This window comes from Verrucomicrobiota bacterium (assembly GCA_019247695.1).
Classification (GTDB): Bacteria; Verrucomicrobiota; Verrucomicrobiia; order Chthoniobacterales; family JAFAMB01; genus JAFBAP01.
Genome location: JAFBAP010000052.1, coordinates 1 through 19,742 on the forward strand (window position 1 = coordinate 1; position 19,742 = coordinate 19,742).

General features: G+C 62.0%; 15 protein-coding genes. 2 read left to right on the forward strand and 13 right to left on the reverse strand.

All coding sequences use genetic code 11. The features are described from left to right. Positions 1-162 (reverse strand): hypothetical protein (locus JO015_05460; protein MBV9998545.1); only part of this gene is annotated, 162 nt, incomplete at its 3' end. A 100-nt stretch (positions 163-262) separates the two neighbouring features. Then, positions 263-1,117: a hypothetical protein gene (locus tag JO015_05465; GenBank protein MBV9998546.1), complete on the reverse strand. Its 855-nt coding sequence runs from the start codon at positions 1,115-1,117 to the stop codon at positions 263-265. Between the two features lie 303 nt (positions 1,118-1,420). On the opposite strand from JO015_05465, the gene JO015_05470 reads away from it, so the two are divergent. Continuing rightward, complete coding sequence (locus tag JO015_05470) at positions 1,421-1,660, forward strand: hypothetical protein (GenBank protein MBV9998547.1); 240 nt, start codon at positions 1,421-1,423, stop codon at positions 1,658-1,660. An 82-nt stretch (positions 1,661-1,742) separates the two neighbouring features. Beyond that, a complete protein-coding gene (locus tag JO015_05475) occupies positions 1,743-2,081 on the forward strand; it encodes a hypothetical protein (protein MBV9998548.1) in 339 nt (112 codons plus the stop codon). Positions 2,082-2,784: 703 nt separating this feature from the next. Here JO015_05475 and JO015_05480 read toward each other — a convergent pair. The 11 genes from JO015_05480 to JO015_05530 all read right to left on the reverse strand — a co-directional run. Beyond that, positions 2,785-4,098, reverse strand: coding sequence for an MFS transporter (locus JO015_05480; protein ID MBV9998549.1), 1,314 nt, complete (start codon positions 4,096-4,098; stop codon positions 2,785-2,787). Positions 4,099-4,171: 73 nt separating this feature from the next. Further along, positions 4,172-4,927, reverse strand: a complete 756-nt coding sequence (locus JO015_05485; GenBank protein MBV9998550.1) for an SDR family oxidoreductase — start codon at positions 4,925-4,927, stop codon at positions 4,172-4,174. 108 nt (positions 4,928-5,035) lie between these two features. Then, positions 5,036-5,875: a sugar phosphate isomerase/epimerase gene (locus JO015_05490; protein MBV9998551.1), complete on the reverse strand. Its 840-nt coding sequence runs from the start codon at positions 5,873-5,875 to the stop codon at positions 5,036-5,038. A gap of 76 nt (positions 5,876-5,951) precedes the next feature. Beyond that, a complete protein-coding gene (locus JO015_05495; GenBank protein ID MBV9998552.1) occupies positions 5,952-6,977 on the reverse strand; it encodes an ABC transporter permease in 1,026 nt (341 codons plus the stop codon). A 107-nt stretch (positions 6,978-7,084) separates the two neighbouring features. Next, complete coding sequence (locus JO015_05500) at positions 7,085-8,023, reverse strand: ABC transporter permease (protein MBV9998553.1); 939 nt, start codon at positions 8,021-8,023, stop codon at positions 7,085-7,087. Further along, complete coding sequence (locus JO015_05505; GenBank protein ID MBV9998554.1) at positions 8,013-9,575, reverse strand: sugar ABC transporter ATP-binding protein; 1,563 nt, start codon at positions 9,573-9,575, stop codon at positions 8,013-8,015. Before JO015_05505 ends, JO015_05500 begins: the two co-directional genes overlap by 11 nt. After that, positions 9,568-10,401 (reverse strand): N-acyl homoserine lactonase family protein, encoded by an 834-nt coding sequence (locus tag JO015_05510; protein ID MBV9998555.1) that lies wholly within the window; start codon positions 10,399-10,401, stop codon positions 9,568-9,570. The genes JO015_05505 and JO015_05510 overlap by 8 nt, the downstream gene beginning before the upstream one ends. A gap of 98 nt (positions 10,402-10,499) precedes the next feature. Next, positions 10,500-11,504, reverse strand: coding sequence for a substrate-binding domain-containing protein (locus JO015_05515; GenBank protein ID MBV9998556.1), 1,005 nt, complete (start codon positions 11,502-11,504; stop codon positions 10,500-10,502). 555 nt (positions 11,505-12,059) lie between these two features. After that, entirely contained in the window at positions 12,060-12,887 is an 828-nt protein-coding gene (locus tag JO015_05520; protein ID MBV9998557.1) for a FadR family transcriptional regulator, read from the reverse strand. A gap of 381 nt (positions 12,888-13,268) precedes the next feature. Then, the gene (locus JO015_05525) at positions 13,269-15,482 is read right to left on the reverse strand and encodes a response regulator (GenBank protein ID MBV9998558.1); all 2,214 of its coding nucleotides are present in this window, start codon (positions 15,480-15,482) and stop codon (positions 13,269-13,271) included. 90 nt (positions 15,483-15,572) lie between these two features. Beyond that, the coding region (locus JO015_05530; GenBank protein ID MBV9998559.1) for a response regulator at positions 15,573-19,742 on the reverse strand (4,170 nt) is incomplete at its 5' end.

Sequence of the window (19,742 nt, forward strand, 5' to 3'; positions counted from 1 at the left end):
CAGCCGGCGCCAGAGGCGGGGCCGGCGGCGGGGGTGGGTGAGGGCTTCGACCTGGCGGGCTTCGGCCAGGGTGGGCAGGGCCTGCGGCGGCTCCTGCCCGGGCAGGGTCGCCACGGGGGGACGCGCCGGGTCGGCAGGCGATGGATCAAGGGGAGAAGCCATACGCAACAACCGTTCGCGGGGGAGCGGGCTTTGGTCGTGTAGCCCTGGCCGCGAGTTGGTTGAGCGGGTCTTCGCTCCCCAGCGCAAAAGTCAAGGGGCGCTACTTGCGAGCGAACCGGTCCGCGCTCTGCCGGCGCGCGATAACGAACGGGTTGTTATCACCGTAAAACGCCCAGGGGCCGGATGGCACGTCGCGGAACTCAACAAACTTCCAGTCGCACACATCGATGTCGCGCAGGCCGAGATAATCACGAACAGAAGGCGAGACATCCAACCCGGCGCCGCGATTCAGGTTCGGGCGCGGCCGTTCGTCACCGAAAACGTATTGCCAGTGATCGGTCCGAAACGGCCCGCAGTCTTCCCACTGCGCGTAACAGGCCCGGTCTCCGTGCCGGATGGCAATCCAATGACCTTTAAGCGTGGTCTGGCCGTCGTGCACAAATGTTTCTCTGAACCAGGGAATCACCGCGGCCGCCTCCAGTTTGGTGTGGCCGCCCTCGACGTCGTTGTAGGGCAGCGCAACGTAAAACGGATTCTGGCGAGGCACAAAATTAACCGGCCTGAAATCGCGCCGCGCAGCCGGTTCCGGGTCATCGTAACCGCCGTATCGGAGGGCCCACTCCGGGTCCCAGGAACTCTTGCTGTTCGGGACCGGATTGTTGACGGCAGCCCGTTCCCCGATCCAGAAAATCGTGGTTACGATGTTAAATTTCCACGGGCCCCGGTCAGCTTTGCCGCCGAGGGATGGGCCGGTGGGGTAGTGCAGGCTCGAACCGGTGAACAGCCTCCTGGTCGGGGAAACGCCGGCTGCCGGTTCGAACTTGAGAAGCATATTTTCCCGCAGCTTCCCCGTGTATTTGGCATCCACCATCGTGCTTTGAAGCCGGCCTTGGCCGAACGTCGCACCCGTGCTACTCACTACTGTCAAAATCGAGACAAAAATGATCCGCCACATAAACTACCTCCTGCCTTTGGCGAACAGAAATCCGCTCCTCTGCGGCGATCCATGCGCTTCGAAGGGCTAAAAGGGCCGATTCCTCACCATTACGGCCGGAAAAGCGGTGCCTTTAGCAAAAACTTTGGCCGGGATTGCCGGCGCGGCCCCGGGACCGGGACATGCACGCGGCATGGATGGTTTTTTCATCCTTTCTTGAACGAGAATGGATGAACCCCGCTCTAAACAGGGATGACCGCTGCGCCAGGCAAAATCCCAGTGCTCTTAACGGCTGTTCAGGCTGACCTTGTCGGGGAAGCTCTGATGGAACAGATTTCTCAGCTGGTTAGCCAACTGTCGACGGCTCCCAGACGGGGGACATCGCCCGAAGAGGTCTCATTACTCACGGCGTACCTGGAACTCGCAAGGATCATCATGGACCGAAGTGGAGTCCAGAACAACGGCGATGCTGCGAGCCTCTCCACGACTCGCCTTGTGCGCAGACGTACCGATGCGTCGTCCAGCTACCTGCAAAATCCTGCGCTGAGGTTGCGCCAGCCGTAAGTAAGGTAAGGGGCCGGCCGCGTCGATGCCGCAAGGCTGCGCTTGGCATGCCCGGTGAACACCGGCGATCAAACCCGGTCGTATGGTTTCCCGCACCGAACGGATTGACGGCTTTTACCGGAAGGTAAGCCGAACGGAAAAAGAGTTTTATGAACTCTTCCGTAAAACCGAAGAGGCTGACGTCTTGACGCAGATGCGGGCCTGCTTTGCCGAGGCCAGGCAGGCGCCGGATGGCATCCGCTTTAATCACCAGGAACTCTGTTCCCGTCTGGAAACGGCGGTTGAGGCCTGGATTGCCGATACCTGCGAGGCCAGGCGCTTGAACCGGGATTGGATCACCCGGGCCGAAGAGGCCATCTTGCACCGGGTCAGGACGCTGATGGCCCAGGCGCTTCGGGAAGCTCTGACGGGCGCGCCGTGAACGGCCGGTCGGATCCTCGGGAAACCGAAAGCACCCGGTTGGTTAAACCCGAACCGGAATGAAACTTACTGTCCCTTCACCATGAACGAAGCCAAGCTACCTACTCCACACGCCTCCAAGGTCCCCTTGTCGGCTGATGAACTCCAATTCCTGTGCAACTTGCTGCAGGAAGAGAAATATCTAACTGATCACCGGCCCGGTTCTTCAGAGGTGACCGGTTCGCGTCTTTCACCCGCCGACCGATCGGTGGTCAGGGATGCCCTTTTCAACAAGCTCAGTTCGTACCTTAGTAACATGAGATAGGAAGGATCTCGCTTGCGGTGGAACATAGCTCGGGGTTTACCCATTGCCATTTAGTCAAGGGCCGGCGGATGGGGGCGCTTTCGTCCCGGATGCTTGATCGTAGCCAGGGACGTTAGTGCCTGTCAGGGCGTTCCCCAAGGATTGAGGTGTCCTGCCAGCTTTACATCTACCAGACCGTATAACCGGTCTAGGCCCGTTGGGCCTAAGGCACCATGTGACCTCGATGGTCACCGAAAGGGTATGATTGAGAGTTAATCGATACGATCACGGTCATTTTTCCTCGGAATTTTCGATGATCACATTCATTAAACTTCAATAAGGCGTCACGCCTGTACGCCCCCTCTAACAAACGCCGCCCCGCCGGGTTGGATTTGCTGACGGGGCGGCAGGAACCGGCCGGTCACTCCGCCTCTGAAATCTTTTTTCGGTCCAGGCTCAGAATGATGAACGGCGCCAGGATGACGGCTGCCGCGACGAAGAGCAGGCCACTGGCCGGGTTGCCCGTACGTTGCGCAATCCACCCCACCACGATCGGTGCGAAAAAACCGCCGACGTTTCCGGTGGCGTTCACCAGCGCGAGCCCTCCCGCGGCGGCGGGCCCTTTGAGGAACGCCGCCGGGATCGTGAAGAATACGGGCACCGCGGAGAGCACGCCGGCTGCACTCAGGACAATGCCGGCGAACGCAATCGCATGGACGGGGGCAACCGCAGAGGCTAGCCCGATCGCGAGCGCTAAGGACGCAATAGTAAAGTGCCAGCGCCGTTCACGGGTCCGGTCCGAATGGCGGGCCCAGAAGTACATCACGAAGGCGCCGATCAGGTACGGGATGGCGGAGATAAATCCCACGGCCGTGTTGGAAAACCCGAATCTCTGAATGATGATGGGCATCCAGAATCCGAAGCCATATAAGCCCATCACGATGAAGATGTACGCAAAGCTCAACAGCCAGACCGAACGGTCCCGCAAAGCGGCACCGAAGTGCGCGTGGCCATGGCCCGCGCTTCGGTCCTGATCACGGTTCAGCAGGGTGACAAGTGACGTGCGCTCTTCTTCGTCGAGCCAGTTCGCTTCCTGCGGGCTGTTGGTCAGGAAACGCAGGGCGATAAACGACGCGACGATCGCGGGAAATCCCTCGGAAAGAAACAGCCATTGCCAGCCCCGGAGTCCGGCCCACCCGTTCAGGTGATCCAGAATCAGCCCCGATAACGGTCCCGCAATGATGGTTGCTAACGGAACGCCCAGATAGTAAATCGATACGACGTTGGCCCGCTCCTTCGACGGAAACCAACTCATCATGTAATAGACGATACCGGGAGCGAAGCCCGCTTCCGCGGCGCCGAGCAGGAATCGGAAGACAAGGAAGGTGACGGGTCCCCTGCTGGCGGCCATCAGCATCGAAGCGAGTCCCCATGAAAACATGATCCGGGCAATCCATCTCCGGGCGCCGACGCGTACCAGCGCCCAATTACTGGGCACTTCGAACAAGACGTAACCAATGAAAAAGATACCGGCGCCCCACCCGTAAGTGACCGGGGTGAGTCCGAGGTCCTTATTCATCGTCAACGCTGCGAAGCTGACGTTGACGCGGTCTACGAACGCAATGAAGTAGAGAAGCAGAATCAGGGGCATCAGCCGCCACTTGGCCTTGCTGATGGCCCGTTCGCTGATCACATCGAGCCCTGCGCCGGGCACGGAGCGTGATAACATGCTCATGAGGGTTCTGGTGCAGATCCGAAACGTCTAACGCCCTTTGATCGACCCGACGCGTCCCTGCACGGTTTTCAGTTCATGCCCGTATGTACATACCGCCGTTCACGTCGATCGTCGCCCCGGTCACAAACGACGAAAGGTCCGAAGCCAGAAACAGGAAGACGTTGGCGATTTCCGCCGGCGTGCCGATCCGGCCCAGCGGGATACCGGCGACGATCCGGTCCATAACTTCCTGAGTCATCTTGTCCCCGCGGATGTCCGTCGCCACCATCCCGGGCGTAACTGCATTGACTCGAATACCCTTCGGCCCGAGCTCTTTTGCCATGTCTTTAGCCAGGCCGAGCATGCCCGCCTTCGCGGCGGAGTAATGCGGGCCGCCGAACACGCCGCCCCCAGCCTGGCCGGACACGGAGGAAGTACAGGCGATCGAACCGCGGCCGCGGCTGATCATGTGCGGGATAAACGCCTGGGAAAGGTTAAGCATGCCGCGCAGGTTGACGTCGAGAACCGCGTCGTAGTTCTCGGGCTTGATATCCAGAATCCGAATCGGCTGCGTGATCCCGGCGTTGTTGATGAGGATATCGACGGCACCGAAGTCCTTGATGATTTGTTCCGCCACCTGCTGGCAAGCCTCCCGCCGGGTCACGTCGCAAACGTACCCCCGGTGCTGCTCGCCCAGCGCGGCGGCCTTCTTTTGCGGATCATTTCGTTCAAGGTCCAGCAATGCAACGGTCGCGCCGTGTTCAGCGAACACGCGCGCGGTGGCGTAGCCGATGCCGTTTTCGGTGGCCGCGCCGGAAATGACGGCGAATTTATCTTTAAGTAGCGTCATACGATGGAGTCAGGTTAGTTGTTGTTAGTTGTTAGTTGTTAGCTGTTATCGGTTTTGTCCAGGTAGTTTCTGGCCGGCGCTTTTTCCGGGAGCGTTGAGGGTCAGGTTTCAGCCGAGCTGATCACGAACAAAGGCGAGGCAACGGCGAAGGGTGGTTTCTATGTCCGCGAGGTCAACCCGGGAGTTCCGGCGCACCGGCTGCGCTGCGGGATCTCGATGCAACCGGAGCGGAACCTCGATGGCCAGGTTGAGGTCCTCGCGGGATCGCACGGCTTGCAGGATCGCGGCGCACCCGACTTCGCCTTCGCCGAGGGGCACGAAGAAATAACCCTCGGGCCGGGTCTGGACATCCTTGATGTGGACGTGCGCGCAGGCAGGCATCGCGGCCAGCGCGTCCTGCGCCGGATCAACCTGGCCGGGCCGGTGGGAAACCGTGTTTCCGGCGTCATAATTCAGCCGGACCTGCGGTGACCCGATTCGGGCCACCAGGTCCAGGCCGTCCCGGGCCACGTTAATCAGGTTATCTTCGCCGTTCCCCGGATTTTCCAGGGCGATGATCATGTCGAGCCGTTCGGCATGCGCGGTGAGCGTTTCTATGTTCCGGAAGAAGGACTCCGCGTAATCCCGGATCGCAGCGTTGGTGTTGATCACCTTTGCTCCCAATGCCCCCGCGAAATCCATCCGGCGCGCAAAGATCCGGTCTGCGCCGGGCCGGCCGAGGTCAATGTGTGAAGAAAAGGCAAAACACGCGAGGCCGCTCTGTTTCAGCCAGGCCGCGTATTGTTTCGTGTTGTCTGCGTTGAACGCCTCCTCGTCGAAGGGCTCCGTATATCCGACGATAAACGCCGGTTCCACGTGCGTCGCCCCGCAGGCAGCAATGCTGTCGAGGGCCGCGGGAAATTCGTACCCGTCGTAGGGTGCGGTTGAAATGGATAAGATCCGACTCATCGCGCTGAAGCTCACTTCATTGGGTTGGAACAGGTTGCGGTTGATCCGCCGCAGCCGGTTTCGTCTTCACCGGGTCCTAACCGGCAGCGGTTCTCGCCTGGCCGCCAACGGCCGGCGGCGGCGAGGCCGTGGTCCGGGAAGGCGCACGCCGGTTGGCCCACCAGCGGGCAAACAGTTCGTTGCCGACTACCGCCGCTACCAGCACGGCCCCGATCAGGATGGCCTGCACTTCAGGCGGAATGTAGGCCTGGGTCAGCCCGTTCCGCGTGACACCGATAATGGCCAGGCCAAGCAGCGTCCCGATCACGCCGCCGCGGCCCCCGGCCACGGATCCGCCGCCGAGCACCACGATGGTAATCGCGTCCAGCTCGTAACCTTCACCCGCATTGGCTTTGGCGCTGGAGACGCGCGAAATGAAGATGACCGCCGCCGCCGCGCTCAGCAGGCCGGAGACCGCATAGGCCGCCAGCTTGACCCGGTCCGCGCGCAACCCGGCGAACCGGGCGGCGGTTTCGTTAACGCCGAGGGCATAAAGAGTCCGGCCGAAGGTCGTCCGCGCCAGGACCAGCCAGACGACCGCAGCCACGATCAAAAAAAGCGGTAACTGAACGGGCAACGGCCCCAGGTAACCCTGACCTAACACGCTCAGCGAATCAGGAATCGGGAAGGCGCGCGCGGCGGAGATCCCGTAGGCGACACCCCGGTAGATTGCCAGGGTAGCCAGGGTGATGATAATCGGCGGCAACCCGACGCGGGTGATGACAACCCCATTGAGCGCGCCGAGAAGGGTGCCGAGGCACAACCCGAGCAACGCGGCGGGCCAGGCGCCGATGCCCGCCTGGATGAGCAGGCCCACGACGACGGCGGTCAGTGCGATGACCGCACCGACGGACAGATCGATCCCGCCGGTGATCATCACCAGCGTCATCCCGAGCGCGACCAAGCCGATCTCGGTCATGAAACGGGTTGCGTTCAACAGGTTATCGGCGGTGAGAAAAGTGTCCGACAACGTGGACATCACCGCAACGGCGATGACCAGCACGACGGCAAGCAGGGCGTTGGTAGCCCAGGCGGGCGGCAGATTGGAAGAACGGGCGGCCATGGGGAGGACGGAAGAATGGTTCCGGGCGTTGGTTGGTTGGTTCGTTCGTTAATTAGTTTGTTTGTTAGTCGAGGTTCGTTCGTTGGTAGAAGCCAGGTTAAGCCGGGTCAGATCGGCGACGCGGCAGGCCGGCGGACGCGGTCGAGAATCACGGCCGCCAGGATGAAGAGCCCCTGGAAACACGGTTCCCACAGCGAGTTGATGCCAAGGAAGATGAGCGCGCTTGCCAGGGCGGAGATAACGAGGGTACCGAGCAGCGTCCCGAAGACCGTTCCGGAACCGCCGAAAATGTTGGCGCCGCCCACGAGTACGGCGGTGATCGCGGCGAATTCGAACCCGACCCCGGCGTTTGATTGGATCACGGTGAAGCGGCTGGCAAAAACCACTGCCGCCAGCCCGACCAGGGCGCCGTTCAAGACGAAGGCCAGGACCTGCACCCGGGCTACCGGGATACCGGCCAGACGAGCCGCACCCGGGTTGGAACCGACGGCGAACAACGCGCGTCCTCCGGGGATTCTGCTCAAGAGGAACGCAGCCAACAGGTAAACCACGACCAGCGTGATAACCGGAATCGGCATCCCGAGCAGTTTGCCTTGGCCGAACGCCGTGAATTGCGGGGGCAGGCCGTAGATCCAGGAACCGCCGGTGGCTTTGATCAACAAACCCCGGTAAATGCTGGCGGTGCCGAGGGTCACGACGATGGAATGAATCCGCAAGCCGGCGACGATAAGGCCGTTAACCCCGCCGAGGACCGTACCGGCCAGAACGGCGGCCAGCAGCACCACCGGGGTGGGAATTCCCTGTTTTGCCAGGAGCCCGGCCAGGGTGGAACAGATTGCCAGGATGGCGCCCACCGACACGTCAATCTGGCCGATGAGAATAACGAGAAACATCCCAAGCGCAGCGATACCCAGGTGCGAGGCGTTGACGCAGATGTCCCGCAGGTTTCCGGGGGAAGCGAAGACGGGGTTGCGCAACGCCAGGCCCGCGGTGAGGAGCACCAGGAACACGGCAAGTGAGAGTTGCCGGCGATAATCAACGTACATGGCTGGAATCCGAAGTGGTTAGACCGCTGGCGGCATGCATCACGGTCTCGGCGGTCACGCCGCCGGGGAACTCGGCCGCAAGACGGCCGCGGTGCATGACCAGGATCCGGTCCGCCATGCCCAGCACCTCAGGCAGGTCGGAAGAAATGCAGAGGACGCCGAGGCCCTCATTGACCAGGCGGTCGATCAGGGCGTGAACCTCCGCCTTGGCGCCGACGTCGATGCCCTGGGTCGGTTCGTCCAGCAACAGCAGGCGGGGGGTAACCGCCAGCATGCGGCCAATGACGACCTTCTGCTGGTTACCGCCTGATAAGGTATCCGCCGGGAGCTCGCGGCGCGGGGGCTTGATCCGCATTGAATCGATAAAACGCTCGGCGAGCGCCGTCTCAGCGGCCGGCGAGACAAACCCGTGCCGGGCGATGCGGTCGAAGGATGACAAGCTGAGGTTCCTGGCGACGCTGAAGCCGGGCAGCAAACCCTGGGCGCCGCGGTCCTCCGGAACAAGGGCGATGCCCCGGCGCAACGTGGTCCAGGGATCAGCGGCGAGCGGTTGCCCCTGCCAGATCACCTCACCGGTCGCGTCCCGGTCAATGCCGAAGATGGCCCGCGCGATCTCGGACCGGCCCGAGCCGACGAGGCCGGCCAGGCCGACGATTTCGCCCGACCGGACCTGGAAACTCACGTCGCGAAACCCCGGCGGTCGTGAGAAACCCCGTACCTCGAGCAGCACCTCCCCGGGTTCGCGCCGGTGGCGCGGGTAGAGCTGTTCAACCTTGCGGCCCACCATCAGTTGGACCAACCTGTCCTGCGTCAACTCACCAAGTGAGGCGCTGCCGGCCAGGCGCCCGTCGCGCAGCACGGTTACGCGGCTGGCCACCCGGTAGATCTCTTCCAGGCGGTGTGAAATGAAGATAATCGCCGTGCCGCCGTCGCGCAGGCGCTCCACCAATCCGAAGAGCCGCTCGGTTTCCCGCTCGGTCAACGCAGCGGTCGGCTCATCCATGATGAGGATGCGCGCCTCGGCGAGCAGCGCGCGGGCGATCTCCACCAACTGCCTTTGCGCCTTGCCCATGCTGCCAAGCCGGCCGGAAAAATTCAGCGTTACCCCGAGGCTGTCGAAAACCCGGGCGGCGCGCCGCCGCATCTCCGGCCAGTCCAGAAGCCCCGCGCGGGTGCGCGGCGCGTCGCCCAGGAACAAATTTTCCAGCACCGAAAGGTCAGGGAAGAGGCTCGTCTCCTGGTACATGCAGGCGATCCCCAGTTTCCGGGCGTGATGCGGGTTGCGGATTTCGATCGGGGCGCCGCGTAACACGATTTTTCCCCGATCCGGCCGGTGGGCGCCGGCAATGATTTTGACGAGCGTGCTCTTGCCGGCGCCATTCTCCCCGAGCAAGGCGTGCACCTCACCCTCCTGCAACGAGAAGCCGACCCCGTCCAAGGCCGTAACGGTGCCGAAACGTTTGGCGATGTCGCGCATCTCAAGCACGACCGGGCTCGAGCTGAAATCAGCCGGCTGCGGCGCAGCGGGCGGTGGTGGTTCCGCGTTACTCATACCAACTGTCAGGGGAGCGGTGCAGCGTGTTGAACTGCGCCAGATCGTGGCCGAACCAGACTTGAGACCGGGTTTTTTCCGCCAGGCGGCGAATGCGTTCGATCGTCCGCTCATAACCGACCGAATCGTAGATGACCCCCTGCGGACGAACGGGCGGACCATAATTGGCCGCACAGTAGATTGCGTCGGAGGCAAGGATGATGCCGCCCGTCGCCGGCAGCCGGACGTGCAGCCCGAGCATGCCGCGGGCGTGGCCGCTGCCCCAGTTCAAAACCGTCGCGGCATCGCACAGCTCAACTTCGGGTTCGTCCCGGCGCACCAGCCTCCAGTTAAGGCTTAGCCGGATCCAGTGGTCGGTATCTGCCCAGACGTACGGTCCCATCCGCTCCTGGAAAGCGTAAGCCCGCAGGGCGGCATCGAACTCGTCTTCGTGCACGAGCAGTTGTGAACGGCGGAAAAATTCGACGCAACCCGCGTGGTCGTTGTGCAGGTGCGATAGCACCACATAACGAAGGTCGTCCGGGCCGAGCCCCAAGGCCCGCAGCCGGTTGGGCAACTGGCATTCTTCACCGCCGGTCCAGGGAAAAAGGTCCTGGAATTCCTGCGGCCAGCGGCCCCCCTCGCCCATCGCCTGCGGATGGCAGCCGGTATCAAACAGGAGCCTGCCGTCCGGATGATCGATCAGGTAAGCCGATACCGGGAATTCCACGAACTCTCCGGCCGGATGAGGGTTCGTACGGGAAGCGAGCTGCCAGCGGGCGATGAGCAGGGATTTGTCCATGCGCATCCGCCCGAGGTCGAGGACGTATAATCTGGTGCGAGTCATGGGAGGCGTGCGTTCACTCACGATTTCCGAATAATCCCGGCCGGGGCGGTTCGATCGCCTGCGCGGCCGGAGCCTTCACTGCATCCGTGGGGCGACGCTCAGAAGTTGTAGTTGTCGATGTTGTCTTTGGTGAAGATGAGGGGCGGGCCGAGGAGCACTTCCAACCCTTTATCCGTCTTGAACGGTTTGAATTTACCCAGGTGACCCGCCGTAAACTCGCGGTCGGCGGCGAGCCCCGCCGTGGCAAGCTCGTGCGCGGTGCAGACCGTCAGGTAGCCGTGAGCCGCCGGGTCCCACAGAACGGCGCTCTTTATCTGGCCGCCTTTGATGTAATCCCGGATGGCATTCGGGGTAGAGTTTCCTACCACCGCGATTTTGCCGGTCAGCCCCATCTGCTTGACGGCCTCTGCCGCCCCGGGGAGCGCGGCGGTGGTGATCGCGAAGATCCCCTTCAAATCCGGGCGGCTCTTCAGCAGGTCCTGCGTTTGTTGAAAGGCAAGCTGCTGGTCCTCCTGGCTCGGCTTGACGTCTACGATCTTGATGCCGGGATGTTTCTCCGCAATGGTCTTGCGCATCGCCGCCAGCCAGGCGCTCTGGTTGGGCGCCGTGAGGGTCGACGTCACCACCGCCGTATCCGCATTCTCGCCCACCTGCTTAACCATCTCTTCAACCAGGGAGGCACCGAAGGCGTCGTAGCTGACAAAATTGACGAAGACCTCCCGGTAGTCTGCGTCGCCGTCCCAAGTCATCACGTGGCTCCCGGCCGCCTTCGCTTTTTTTAGAACCGGGACGATTGCCGCAGGATCATCCGCCGCCACGGCGATCACGCTCGGCTTCGCGGCGACGGCGTTATCGAGCATTTCGATTTGTTTATCCACCTGGTCAGTCGTCGGTCCCTGCCAGATGACCGTGGTGTCGGACTTAAGTTCGTTCGACGCTTCATCGACGCCCTTTTTGACGGCGTTGTAGTAAGGAATCCCGACCAGCTTGGGCATGACGAGAATCTTCAGTCTTGCGGCGGCTGCCGGGCAGGGCGCGAGCAAGGACCAGGCGCCCAGGGAAGCCGCGATGAGCAGCGAATAGATGGATTGAGGGGATTTCATGGGGTTGTTTGTCTGAGGAGAAGACAGGCGAGGCACGCGCGTTTTGTCGTTTCAGCAAAGCCTTGGGGTTCGCACGCCAAACCCGAAGCGTTTAGATTGGTTATTTTAGATTGGTTGGACCAAAGCCTTCCGGATGCGCCGGGTACACCCGGCACAGGTGCACCGCCGGGTCGCGCGGCGATGTTCCGCCGTGATCAACCGGCCGGAGACCAGCCAAGCCTTAGAGTCGCAAGTTATATGAACGCAATGGTTTACGTCTACTCTTAACTTTGTCGAGGCGCCCCCGGGCACGGGCCGGGGTGCGTGGGGCGGCTGTCGGAGCAAAATTCGGACGGTCACGGTGGGGGAAGGTAAAATTGGTACGACCTTTCGCCAAGATGGTAAAGGCTTCCGCGTGCGTCAACAAAAATTTTTGAAAAACTCTTACGCGCCGCAGACCGCCGCTGCGGGGTCACAACCGCCTCGCGCCGGTTTCCGGCGGCACCGGGGCAAAATTGGTCCGGCCAAAAGGGTCCGCCGGTGGCGCGCGCAGGGGCGGAAACTCGCACGCGCCGATCAGCGCGCGCGGCCGGAAGGTTTTCCGGCGGCGCTGACGCCTGAGCGGCGGCGGGCTCGGGGTTTGGGCGCGCCGTTGTTCAGCGCGGAAGGCTCAGCCGGGGATTGTTCATGCCGCACCTCAGGCACCCCCTGGTGATGGGTGCTCAACACCTTCGAGGATTCCTCATCCCAGATCCGAAAATGCGCGTCCATCGCCGCCAGGGCCGCTTCCGGGTCACGCGCGCGGATCGCCTCGACGAGCGGCCCATGCGACGCATCCGTACGTTTCGCCGCCCCCGGCACGCTGCGGACCAGGAAATGGCGCTGGTAAAGCGTCCGCCGCAGCACGTTCGACAAACCGTCGATGATGATTGAAATGACGGGATTGCGAGCGCTCGCGGCCAGGCGCAGGTGAAACCGGTAATCCGCTTCCAGGCGGTCCTGGGCGTCGGTCGCCTCGAGCATTTGCCGGGCGAGCCGGTCGAGTTCCGCTACGTCGTCGGCGCTTGCCATTTTGGCTGCCCGGCGGGCAATCTCCCGTTCGAGCGCCTCGCGGGCCACGTGCAATTCCTCAACGCTGATCAGGCCGAGGGCCAAAGCCAGGTCAAAATAAAATCGAATGAACTCCGAATTAGGGAGGCTCACGTACGTGCCGCTACCCTGCATCCGCTTGAGCACTCCCAACTGTTCCAGCATCGCCAGACGTTCGCGCAACGTCGAACGCTGAACGCCTAGCCGGGCGGCCAGCTCCCGTTCCGGGGGTAACTTCGTCGTGAGAGACGACGATGAGGCGGCTGAGCCGAGCTCCAGCAGCACGTCGCGCAGCTTTGACAGCAGGGGGTCCATTGATGCGGAATTGGTACGACCTATAAACTGGGCGGCGGCTGCGCGCCTGTCAAGCTCTATCCCGGTCACACGGTCACACGGCGGGCACAGCGGGTTTGGCGGGCACAACGGAAGAGTTCACACGGCGAACACGGCGAGCCACGGTGGGAAGACAGGATCATCCGCAGAACACGCAGAAGAACGTAGAAAAGAGAAGACATCCACAGATTACACGGATTGACACAGATTAAGAGGACCAGGCAGCAACTCCAAGGTTGACACTCGCACCCATCCCCCATGCTGCCGCTCCGAACTCCGAACTCCGAACTCCGAACTCCGAACTCCGAACTCCGAACCCCGAACCCCGAACCCCGAACCCCGAACCCCGAACTCCGAGACGTTTCAGGCCTCGGGCGCCAGCAACCGCTGGATCGTGGCCTTGAGCACCTCGCTGGAAACCGGTTTCGTGAGGTGGGCCGCAAACCCGGCGTTACGGCTCTTTGCAATGTCTTCTTTCATTCCGAAGCCACTCACGGCTATGCCCGGGATTTGTCTGCCGTTCTGCTGCTGCAGGCGCCGGATCAAGTCGTGTCCGGAACCGTCCTGCAATCCGAGATCACTGATCAAAAGATCAAACGCCTCGCTCGCGGCAAGTCTCAGCGCCGATTCCACTCCATCGGCGACGCTCACCTCGTGGCCCAAACGCCGCAGCAACCTTTGCATCACGGATAGCGTGTCGGCATGATCATCCACCATCAGGATGCGCCATTGGTGAGGCTGGTGGTGGGCGCGGGCGGGGATGCCTTCTACGGTAACGGGCCTGATTGCGCTCGATACCGCGGACGCCGACGCCACTGGTAATTGGACCGTGAAGGTTGTGCCGTGGCCGATCCCGGCGCTCTGGGCCGAGACGATGCCGCGGTGCATCTCGACGATCGGGCGGGAAATGGCCAGCCCTAAACCCAGCCCTTCCGGATTCATCTCCTGGCCTCGCTCGAAAGGTTCAAAAATTCTCGGCACCATTTCAGGTGCAATCCCGATCCCGGTGTCGGCGACCTGGATACAGATTCGTTGGGGATCAGGGTTAAACGACCGGAGCCGGATCTTACCCCCTGCCGGGGTGAATTTGATCGCGTTCTTGATCAGATTCCAAAAAACCTGTTGCAGGCGCGCCTCATCGGCATTGAGCACGTGGGATCCGGCTCCCAAATCGACCGTCAACACCAGGTTTTTCCGTTCAATCCCGCTGGCGCAGACGTCCAATGCCGAGAGCACAAGGCGGTGAACATCAACCGGGCTGAAGCTCAGGTGCAGCTTGCCTTGAGTAATGCGGGTAATGTCCAGGAGGTCATCGATCAGCCGCGCCTCGAGTTCGGCGTTTCGCGAAATGATCTGGAGATCGTCACGGATGATCGCCGGCAGCGTCGGATCAGCGGCGAGCGCCGACGCGGAACACAGGATCGGCGTTAATGGCGTCCTCAGTTCGTGGCTCAGCATTGCGATGAATCGATCCTTGGCATGGCTGGCCGCCTCGGCCTCCCGCCTTGCTTCCTGAGCAGCCTGATAAAGGCGCGCCCTTTCCAAGGCCATGGCCACGGAGCGGGCCAGGTTCTCAGCGAGCCCAATCTCGCCCGAAACGTAAACCCGCTCGGATTGAACCAAAGCAAACGTTATCACCGCTTCCACCGCCTGCCCCCGTACGACGGGCACGAGGATCGCGGACCGGGTGCCAAGCCGGATCAGGCGGTTGCATCCCGCGTTGGTGTCACGGTGTGGAGAAATCTCGTCGAGAAACCGTGGAATCTCACCGTAAAGCTGGACCTTCCGGCTGCGAAATGCCTTGGCCACTAAAAAACCGGAATCCAGCGGAATGGGATTCAGATCCGCGATCAGCTCGGGTACAGAAACATGACCGGCGGGAGATCCCTGCCATGCAACCAGGCGGATCGTCCCGTCATCCGCCGCCCGGTCGACCAAACAAACGTCCGCGAACTGCGGAACCGTCAGGCCGGCCACCGCGGCCAGGATTTCCTGGACCGCGAGCGGGGTCATCAAGGCCTGGCTTACCTCCGCCAAAAATGCCGACCGTCGCTCCGAGGCTTCCGCTTCAGCCCGTGCGGTCTGTTCCCGGAACAATTGCGCGCGCTCTTCGGCCTGACGTTTCAGTTGCTGACTCTTTTTGAACAGGTCGACAAAGAACATCACCTTCGCCCGTAGGACTTCCGGCACAATCGGCGTCAGGATGTAATCGACCGCGCCGAGCGAGTAACCGCGAGACACGTGCGTTTCGGAATCACTGACGGCGCTGACAAAAATGATCGGCGTTTGTGCTGACTGCTGGCGCTGCCGGATCAGGGCTGCCGTCTCGAAGCCGTCGAGAATCGGCATACTGACGTCGAGAAGGATCAAGGCGAACTCCTGTTTCAGCAGGCAACGCAGGGCCTCGGTCCCGGACTGGGCCAGCACCAGGCGCTCGCCCAGGTCGGCCAGGATCGCTTGCAGGGCCAGCAGCTTGTCGTGCCGGTCATCAACCAGCAGGATATTGACGGGTCCGTCGGGCACGGACGAGCCGGCCGGCGTCTCAATAACGGGTTCTGAGTACAGCGGCGGAGACATGGCAGGCGTCCTGGGCGGCTAGATGCTTTTGCCGTTCGGACGGCACACAGGTTTTTCCCGGCGTTCAGGGCAACGAATCATGGCGGCTGATCAGCGGTGCAGCCAAAGGCGCAACACCGAGAGAAGTTGTTCGGTATCCACCGGTTTGGAAATGTAATCGGAGCAGCCGGCTTCCAGGCATTTTTCCCGGTCACCCTTCATCGCTTTGGCCGTCAGCGCCAGGATGGGCAAGCCGCGGAACCGTTCCTGGCGCCGGATGATTTGGGTCACCTCGTAGCCATCCATTTCCGGCAACATGATATCCATCAAGACGACGTCGACGTCGGGCCGTTTGTCCAGCTCTTCCAAAGCCTCGCGCCCGTTCTCAGTCGGGATAACCTCCATTTCATAACGTTCGAGTACGCTCGTCATGGCAAAGACATTGCGAATGTCATCATCGACCAGGAGGACCTTCCTGCCTGCCAGCACGGCCTTGTCGCTGTGCACGGTGCGCAGCAACTGTTGCTGATAATGCGTCAAGTCTTCCAAGGCCGTGTGCAGCAACAAGGTCGTCTGGTCCAGCAGCCGCTCGGGCGACCGCACATCTTTCAGCACGATCGAACGCGCCAACTGGTGCAGGCGCGCCTCTTCGGAGGGCGCCAGCTCTTTGGCCGTATAGACCACGATGGGCAAATGCCGGAATCGCGGCTGATTTCGCAGTTCTTCGAGCAGTTCGCGCCCCGAGATTTGTCCGGGTAGACGCAGGTCGATCACCAGGCAATCAAATTCCTGCTGCGCCAGCAAAGTGCGCGCCGCTTCAGCATCCGTTGCGGTCGTGACTTCGACGTCGGGGTTGGCGATCAATTCGACGGTGCCGAGCCGCTGCGCGTCATTATCCTCGACGACCAAGAGCCGCTTTACCGGCCGGTCGATGAAATCACCCACTTCACGGAAGGCCTGTTCAACCTGATCGCGCGAGACCGGTTTGGTCAGGCAACGCAGCGCGCCGTGCTTCAGGCCGCGTTGCGGTTCATCGTGCGCCGAGATGATCACGACCGGGATATGGCGGGTGCCAAGATCCGATTTCAAGCGGTCAAGCAAACGCCAGCCATCAACGTGCGGCAGGGAGATATCCAGGGAAACCGCGTCGGGCTTGTAATCATCAATCAGGGTCAACGCGGTCCGCCCGTCCGGGGCCAGCAAATACTTGAAGCCCTGGGCGCGCGCGATCTCAGACAGCAAGGGTCTGAAAGCAGGATCATCCTCAACGATAAGCAGGCTGCGATCTCCGGGCAGGAGGTTGAACCGGTCGTCGGTGAGGGCGGCTTCGAGGCGGCCGGCATCGGCGTCCGCGGCATCCTCCTGCTCGCGTCCGGGATCGTTTGCCGGCAACGGCACGGAACGCCCATTGGAGACCGGCGCCGCGATCCGCAGCGGCGCCGTAATGTCGCCCTCTGAGCGCCTGTTGAAATGGCGGCCGGCCAAGGCCGAACCCGGCGCGTCGACCGCAAGGTACAAGGTAAACGTGCTGCCGAACCCGACGGTGCTGGTCAGCACGATCTCGCCCCCAAGCAGGCAGGCGAGTTCGCGGCTGATCGCCAGACCCAGCCCGGTCCCCCCGTAGCGGCGGCTGGTCGAACCGTCGGCCTGTTGGAACGCTTCGAAAATGATGGCCTGCTTTTCCGGCGGGATCCCGATACCGGTATCCGTCACGCTGAACGCCACCACCTCCGAAGCCTCACGCAGAGCCACGTGATTCGCCATCCAGGGTTCCCGCACGGGCGCCACGCGCAGAGACACCCGCCCGCGATCTGTAAACTTGAAAGCGTTCGACAGCAGGTTCTTGAGGACCTGCTCCAGGCGGTGCGCGTCCGTCTGCAAGGTGGCCGGCAGACGAGGATCAAATTCGATCAGGAAGGTTAACCCTTTGCTCTGGGCCACGTGCCGGAACGTGCGCTCAACGGAATTACGGATGTCGTTCAGAATCACCGGACGGATATCCAGGGTCACGGTGCCCGACTCGATTTTCGACAGGTCGAGGATGTCGTTGATCAACCGCAGCAGGTCTTTGCCCGAACCGTGGATCGCTTTGGCGTACTCGACTTGCTTGGACAGCAGGTTGCCTTCCGGGTTGCCGGCGAGCTGGTCGGCGAGAATGAGCAAGCTGTTGAGCGGCGTGCGCAGCTCGTGGCTCATGTTGGCCAGGAACTCGCTCTTGAATTTACTGGTCAACGCGAGTTGCGCCGCCTTTTCTTCAAGCGCCTGGCGCGCCTGCTCCACCTCGCGGTTCTTGGCTTCAACCTCCCGGTTTTTCCGTTCGACTTCTGCGTTCCGCTCAACCAGCTGCCGCGCTTTCTGTTCAAGTTCGAGGTTGGTCGTCTGCAACTCCAACTGGCGGCTCTGCAGCTCGTTGGTCAGGGATTGGGACTGCTTGAGGAGATCTTCGGTCAGGCTGTTTGCTTCGATGGTGTTCAGAACGATCCCGATGCTCTCGGTCAACTGATCCAGAAAGGCCTGGTGCGTGGGGCTGAAGCGCTGAAAACTGGACAGCTCGATCACGGCCTTCACCTGGCCTTCGAACAGCACCGGCAGGATGATGATGTTAACCGGCATCGCCGCACCGAGGCCGGAGAAGATAGAAACGTAATTTGCGGGCGCTTCGTTGAGCAGGATGCGTTGTTTTTCGAGGACTGCCTGGCCGACCAATCCCTCGCCGGCCTGGAACGCTTCGCGCACGCTGTGCACATCCTGGAAGGCATAGCTCGCCAGGAGCCGGATCCGGTCGCGATTGCGCCCGCCGGTCTCAGTCGCCCCTGGGTCGTCACTCCCGGCGATGTAGAAGACGCCCTGCTGCGCGTTGACGACCGGGGCCAGCTCCGAAAGGATCATCCGGCCGACCGTCATCAGGTCGCGTTGTCCCTGCAGCATGCGGGTAAACTTCGCCAGGTTGGTCTTCAGCCAGTCCTGTTCGCTGTTTTTCAAGGTGGTATCGCGCAGGTTCCGGATCATCTCGTTGATCGTGTCCTTCAGCTGGGCCACCTCACCCTGGGCTTCGACGGTGATCGAACGGGTCAGGTCGCCTTTGGTCACGGCCGTTGCGACGTCGGAAATGGCACGCAACTGGGTCGTCAGGGTTGCCGCCAGCTGATTCACGTTCGAGTTCAGGTCGCGCCAGGTGCCGTCGGCGCCGGGCACGTTCGACTGGCCGCCCAGCTTGCCTTCGGTGCCCACCTCGCGTGCAACCGTGGTCACCTGGTCAGCGAAGGTCGCCAGGGTGTCGATCATGCTGTTGATCGTGTCGGCCAGTTCCGCGATCTCGCCTTTTGCCTCGACGGTGAGCTTGCGCTTGAGATCGCCGCGCGCCACCGCCGTCACGACTTTGGCGATGCCGCGCACCTGCCCGGTCAGGTTGCTGGCCATGAAGTTGACCCCGTCGGTCAGGTCACGCCACGTACCTGACACACCTTCAACCTTGGCCTGGCCGCCCAGCTTGCCTTCGGTCCCGACCTCGCGCGCCACCCGCGTCACCTCCGAGGCAAACGAATTGAGCTGGTCGACCATCGTGTTGATCGTGTTCTTGAGCTCCAGGATTTCCCCCTTGACGTCGACGGTGATTTTCTTGGAAAGATCGCCCCGCGCCACCGCCGTGGTCACCGCCGCGATGTTCCGGACCTGATTCGTCAGATTGCCGGCCATGAAGTTGACCGAATCGGTCAGGTCCTTCCAAACCCCGGAAACCCCGCGCACGTTAGCTTGGCCGCCTAAACGCCCTTCAGAACCGACCTCACGGGCGACGCGCGTCACCTCCGAGGCAAACGACCCCAACTGGTCAACCATGGTGTTGATCGTGTTCTTGAGTTCCAGGATCTCGCCCCGCACATCCACCGTGATCTTGCGGGAGAGATCGCCCATGGCCACGGCGGTCGTGACCTCGGCGATATTGCGCACCTGGCCCGTCAGGTTGCTGGCCATAAAGTTCACGTTGTCGGTCAGGTCCTTCCAGGTGCCGGCCACCCCGCGCACGTCGGCCTGGCCGCCCAGCTTGCCCTCGGTGCCCACCTCCCGCGCCACCCGGGTCACCTCCGAGGCAAACGAACTCAACTGGTCGACCATCGTGTTGATCGTATTTTTCAACTCCAGGATCTCGCCCCGCACGTCCACCGTGATCTTTTTGGACAAATCACCGTTGGCCACCGCCGTGGTCACCGCCGCGATGTTGCGCACCTGGCCCGTGAGGTTGCCGGCCATGGAGTTGACTGAGTCAGTCAGGTCTTTCCAGGT

Excerpts from the sequence above, each read along its gene's own strand:
- JO015_05465 (MBV9998546.1), bottom strand. The coding sequence starts at position 1,117 with ATGTGGCGGATCATTTTTGTCTCGATTTTGACAGTAGTGAGTAGCACG.
- JO015_05470 (MBV9998547.1), top strand. The coding sequence starts at position 1,421 with ATGGAACAGATTTCTCAGCTGGTTAGCCAACTGTCGACGGCTCCCAGA.
- JO015_05475 (MBV9998548.1), top strand. The coding sequence starts at position 1,743 with ATGGTTTCCCGCACCGAACGGATTGACGGCTTTTACCGGAAGGTAAGC.
- JO015_05480 (MBV9998549.1), bottom strand. The coding sequence starts at position 4,098 with ATGAGCATGTTATCACGCTCCGTGCCCGGCGCAGGGCTCGATGTGATC.
- JO015_05485 (MBV9998550.1), bottom strand. The coding sequence starts at position 4,927 with ATGACGCTACTTAAAGATAAATTCGCCGTCATTTCCGGCGCGGCCACC.
- JO015_05490 (MBV9998551.1), bottom strand. The coding sequence starts at position 5,875 with ATGAGTCGGATCTTATCCATTTCAACCGCACCCTACGACGGGTACGAA.
- JO015_05495 (MBV9998552.1), bottom strand. The coding sequence starts at position 6,977 with ATGGCCGCCCGTTCTTCCAATCTGCCGCCCGCCTGGGCTACCAACGCC.
- JO015_05500 (MBV9998553.1), bottom strand. The coding sequence starts at position 8,023 with ATGTACGTTGATTATCGCCGGCAACTCTCACTTGCCGTGTTCCTGGTG.
- JO015_05505 (MBV9998554.1), bottom strand. The coding sequence starts at position 9,575 with ATGAGTAACGCGGAACCACCACCGCCCGCTGCGCCGCAGCCGGCTGAT.
- JO015_05510 (MBV9998555.1), bottom strand. The coding sequence starts at position 10,401 with ATGACTCGCACCAGATTATACGTCCTCGACCTCGGGCGGATGCGCATG.
- JO015_05515 (MBV9998556.1), bottom strand. The coding sequence starts at position 11,504 with ATGAAATCCCCTCAATCCATCTATTCGCTGCTCATCGCGGCTTCCCTG.
- JO015_05520 (MBV9998557.1), bottom strand. The coding sequence starts at position 12,887 with ATGGACCCCCTGCTGTCAAAGCTGCGCGACGTGCTGCTGGAGCTCGGC.
- JO015_05525 (MBV9998558.1), bottom strand. The coding sequence starts at position 15,482 with ATGTCTCCGCCGCTGTACTCAGAACCCGTTATTGAGACGCCGGCCGGC.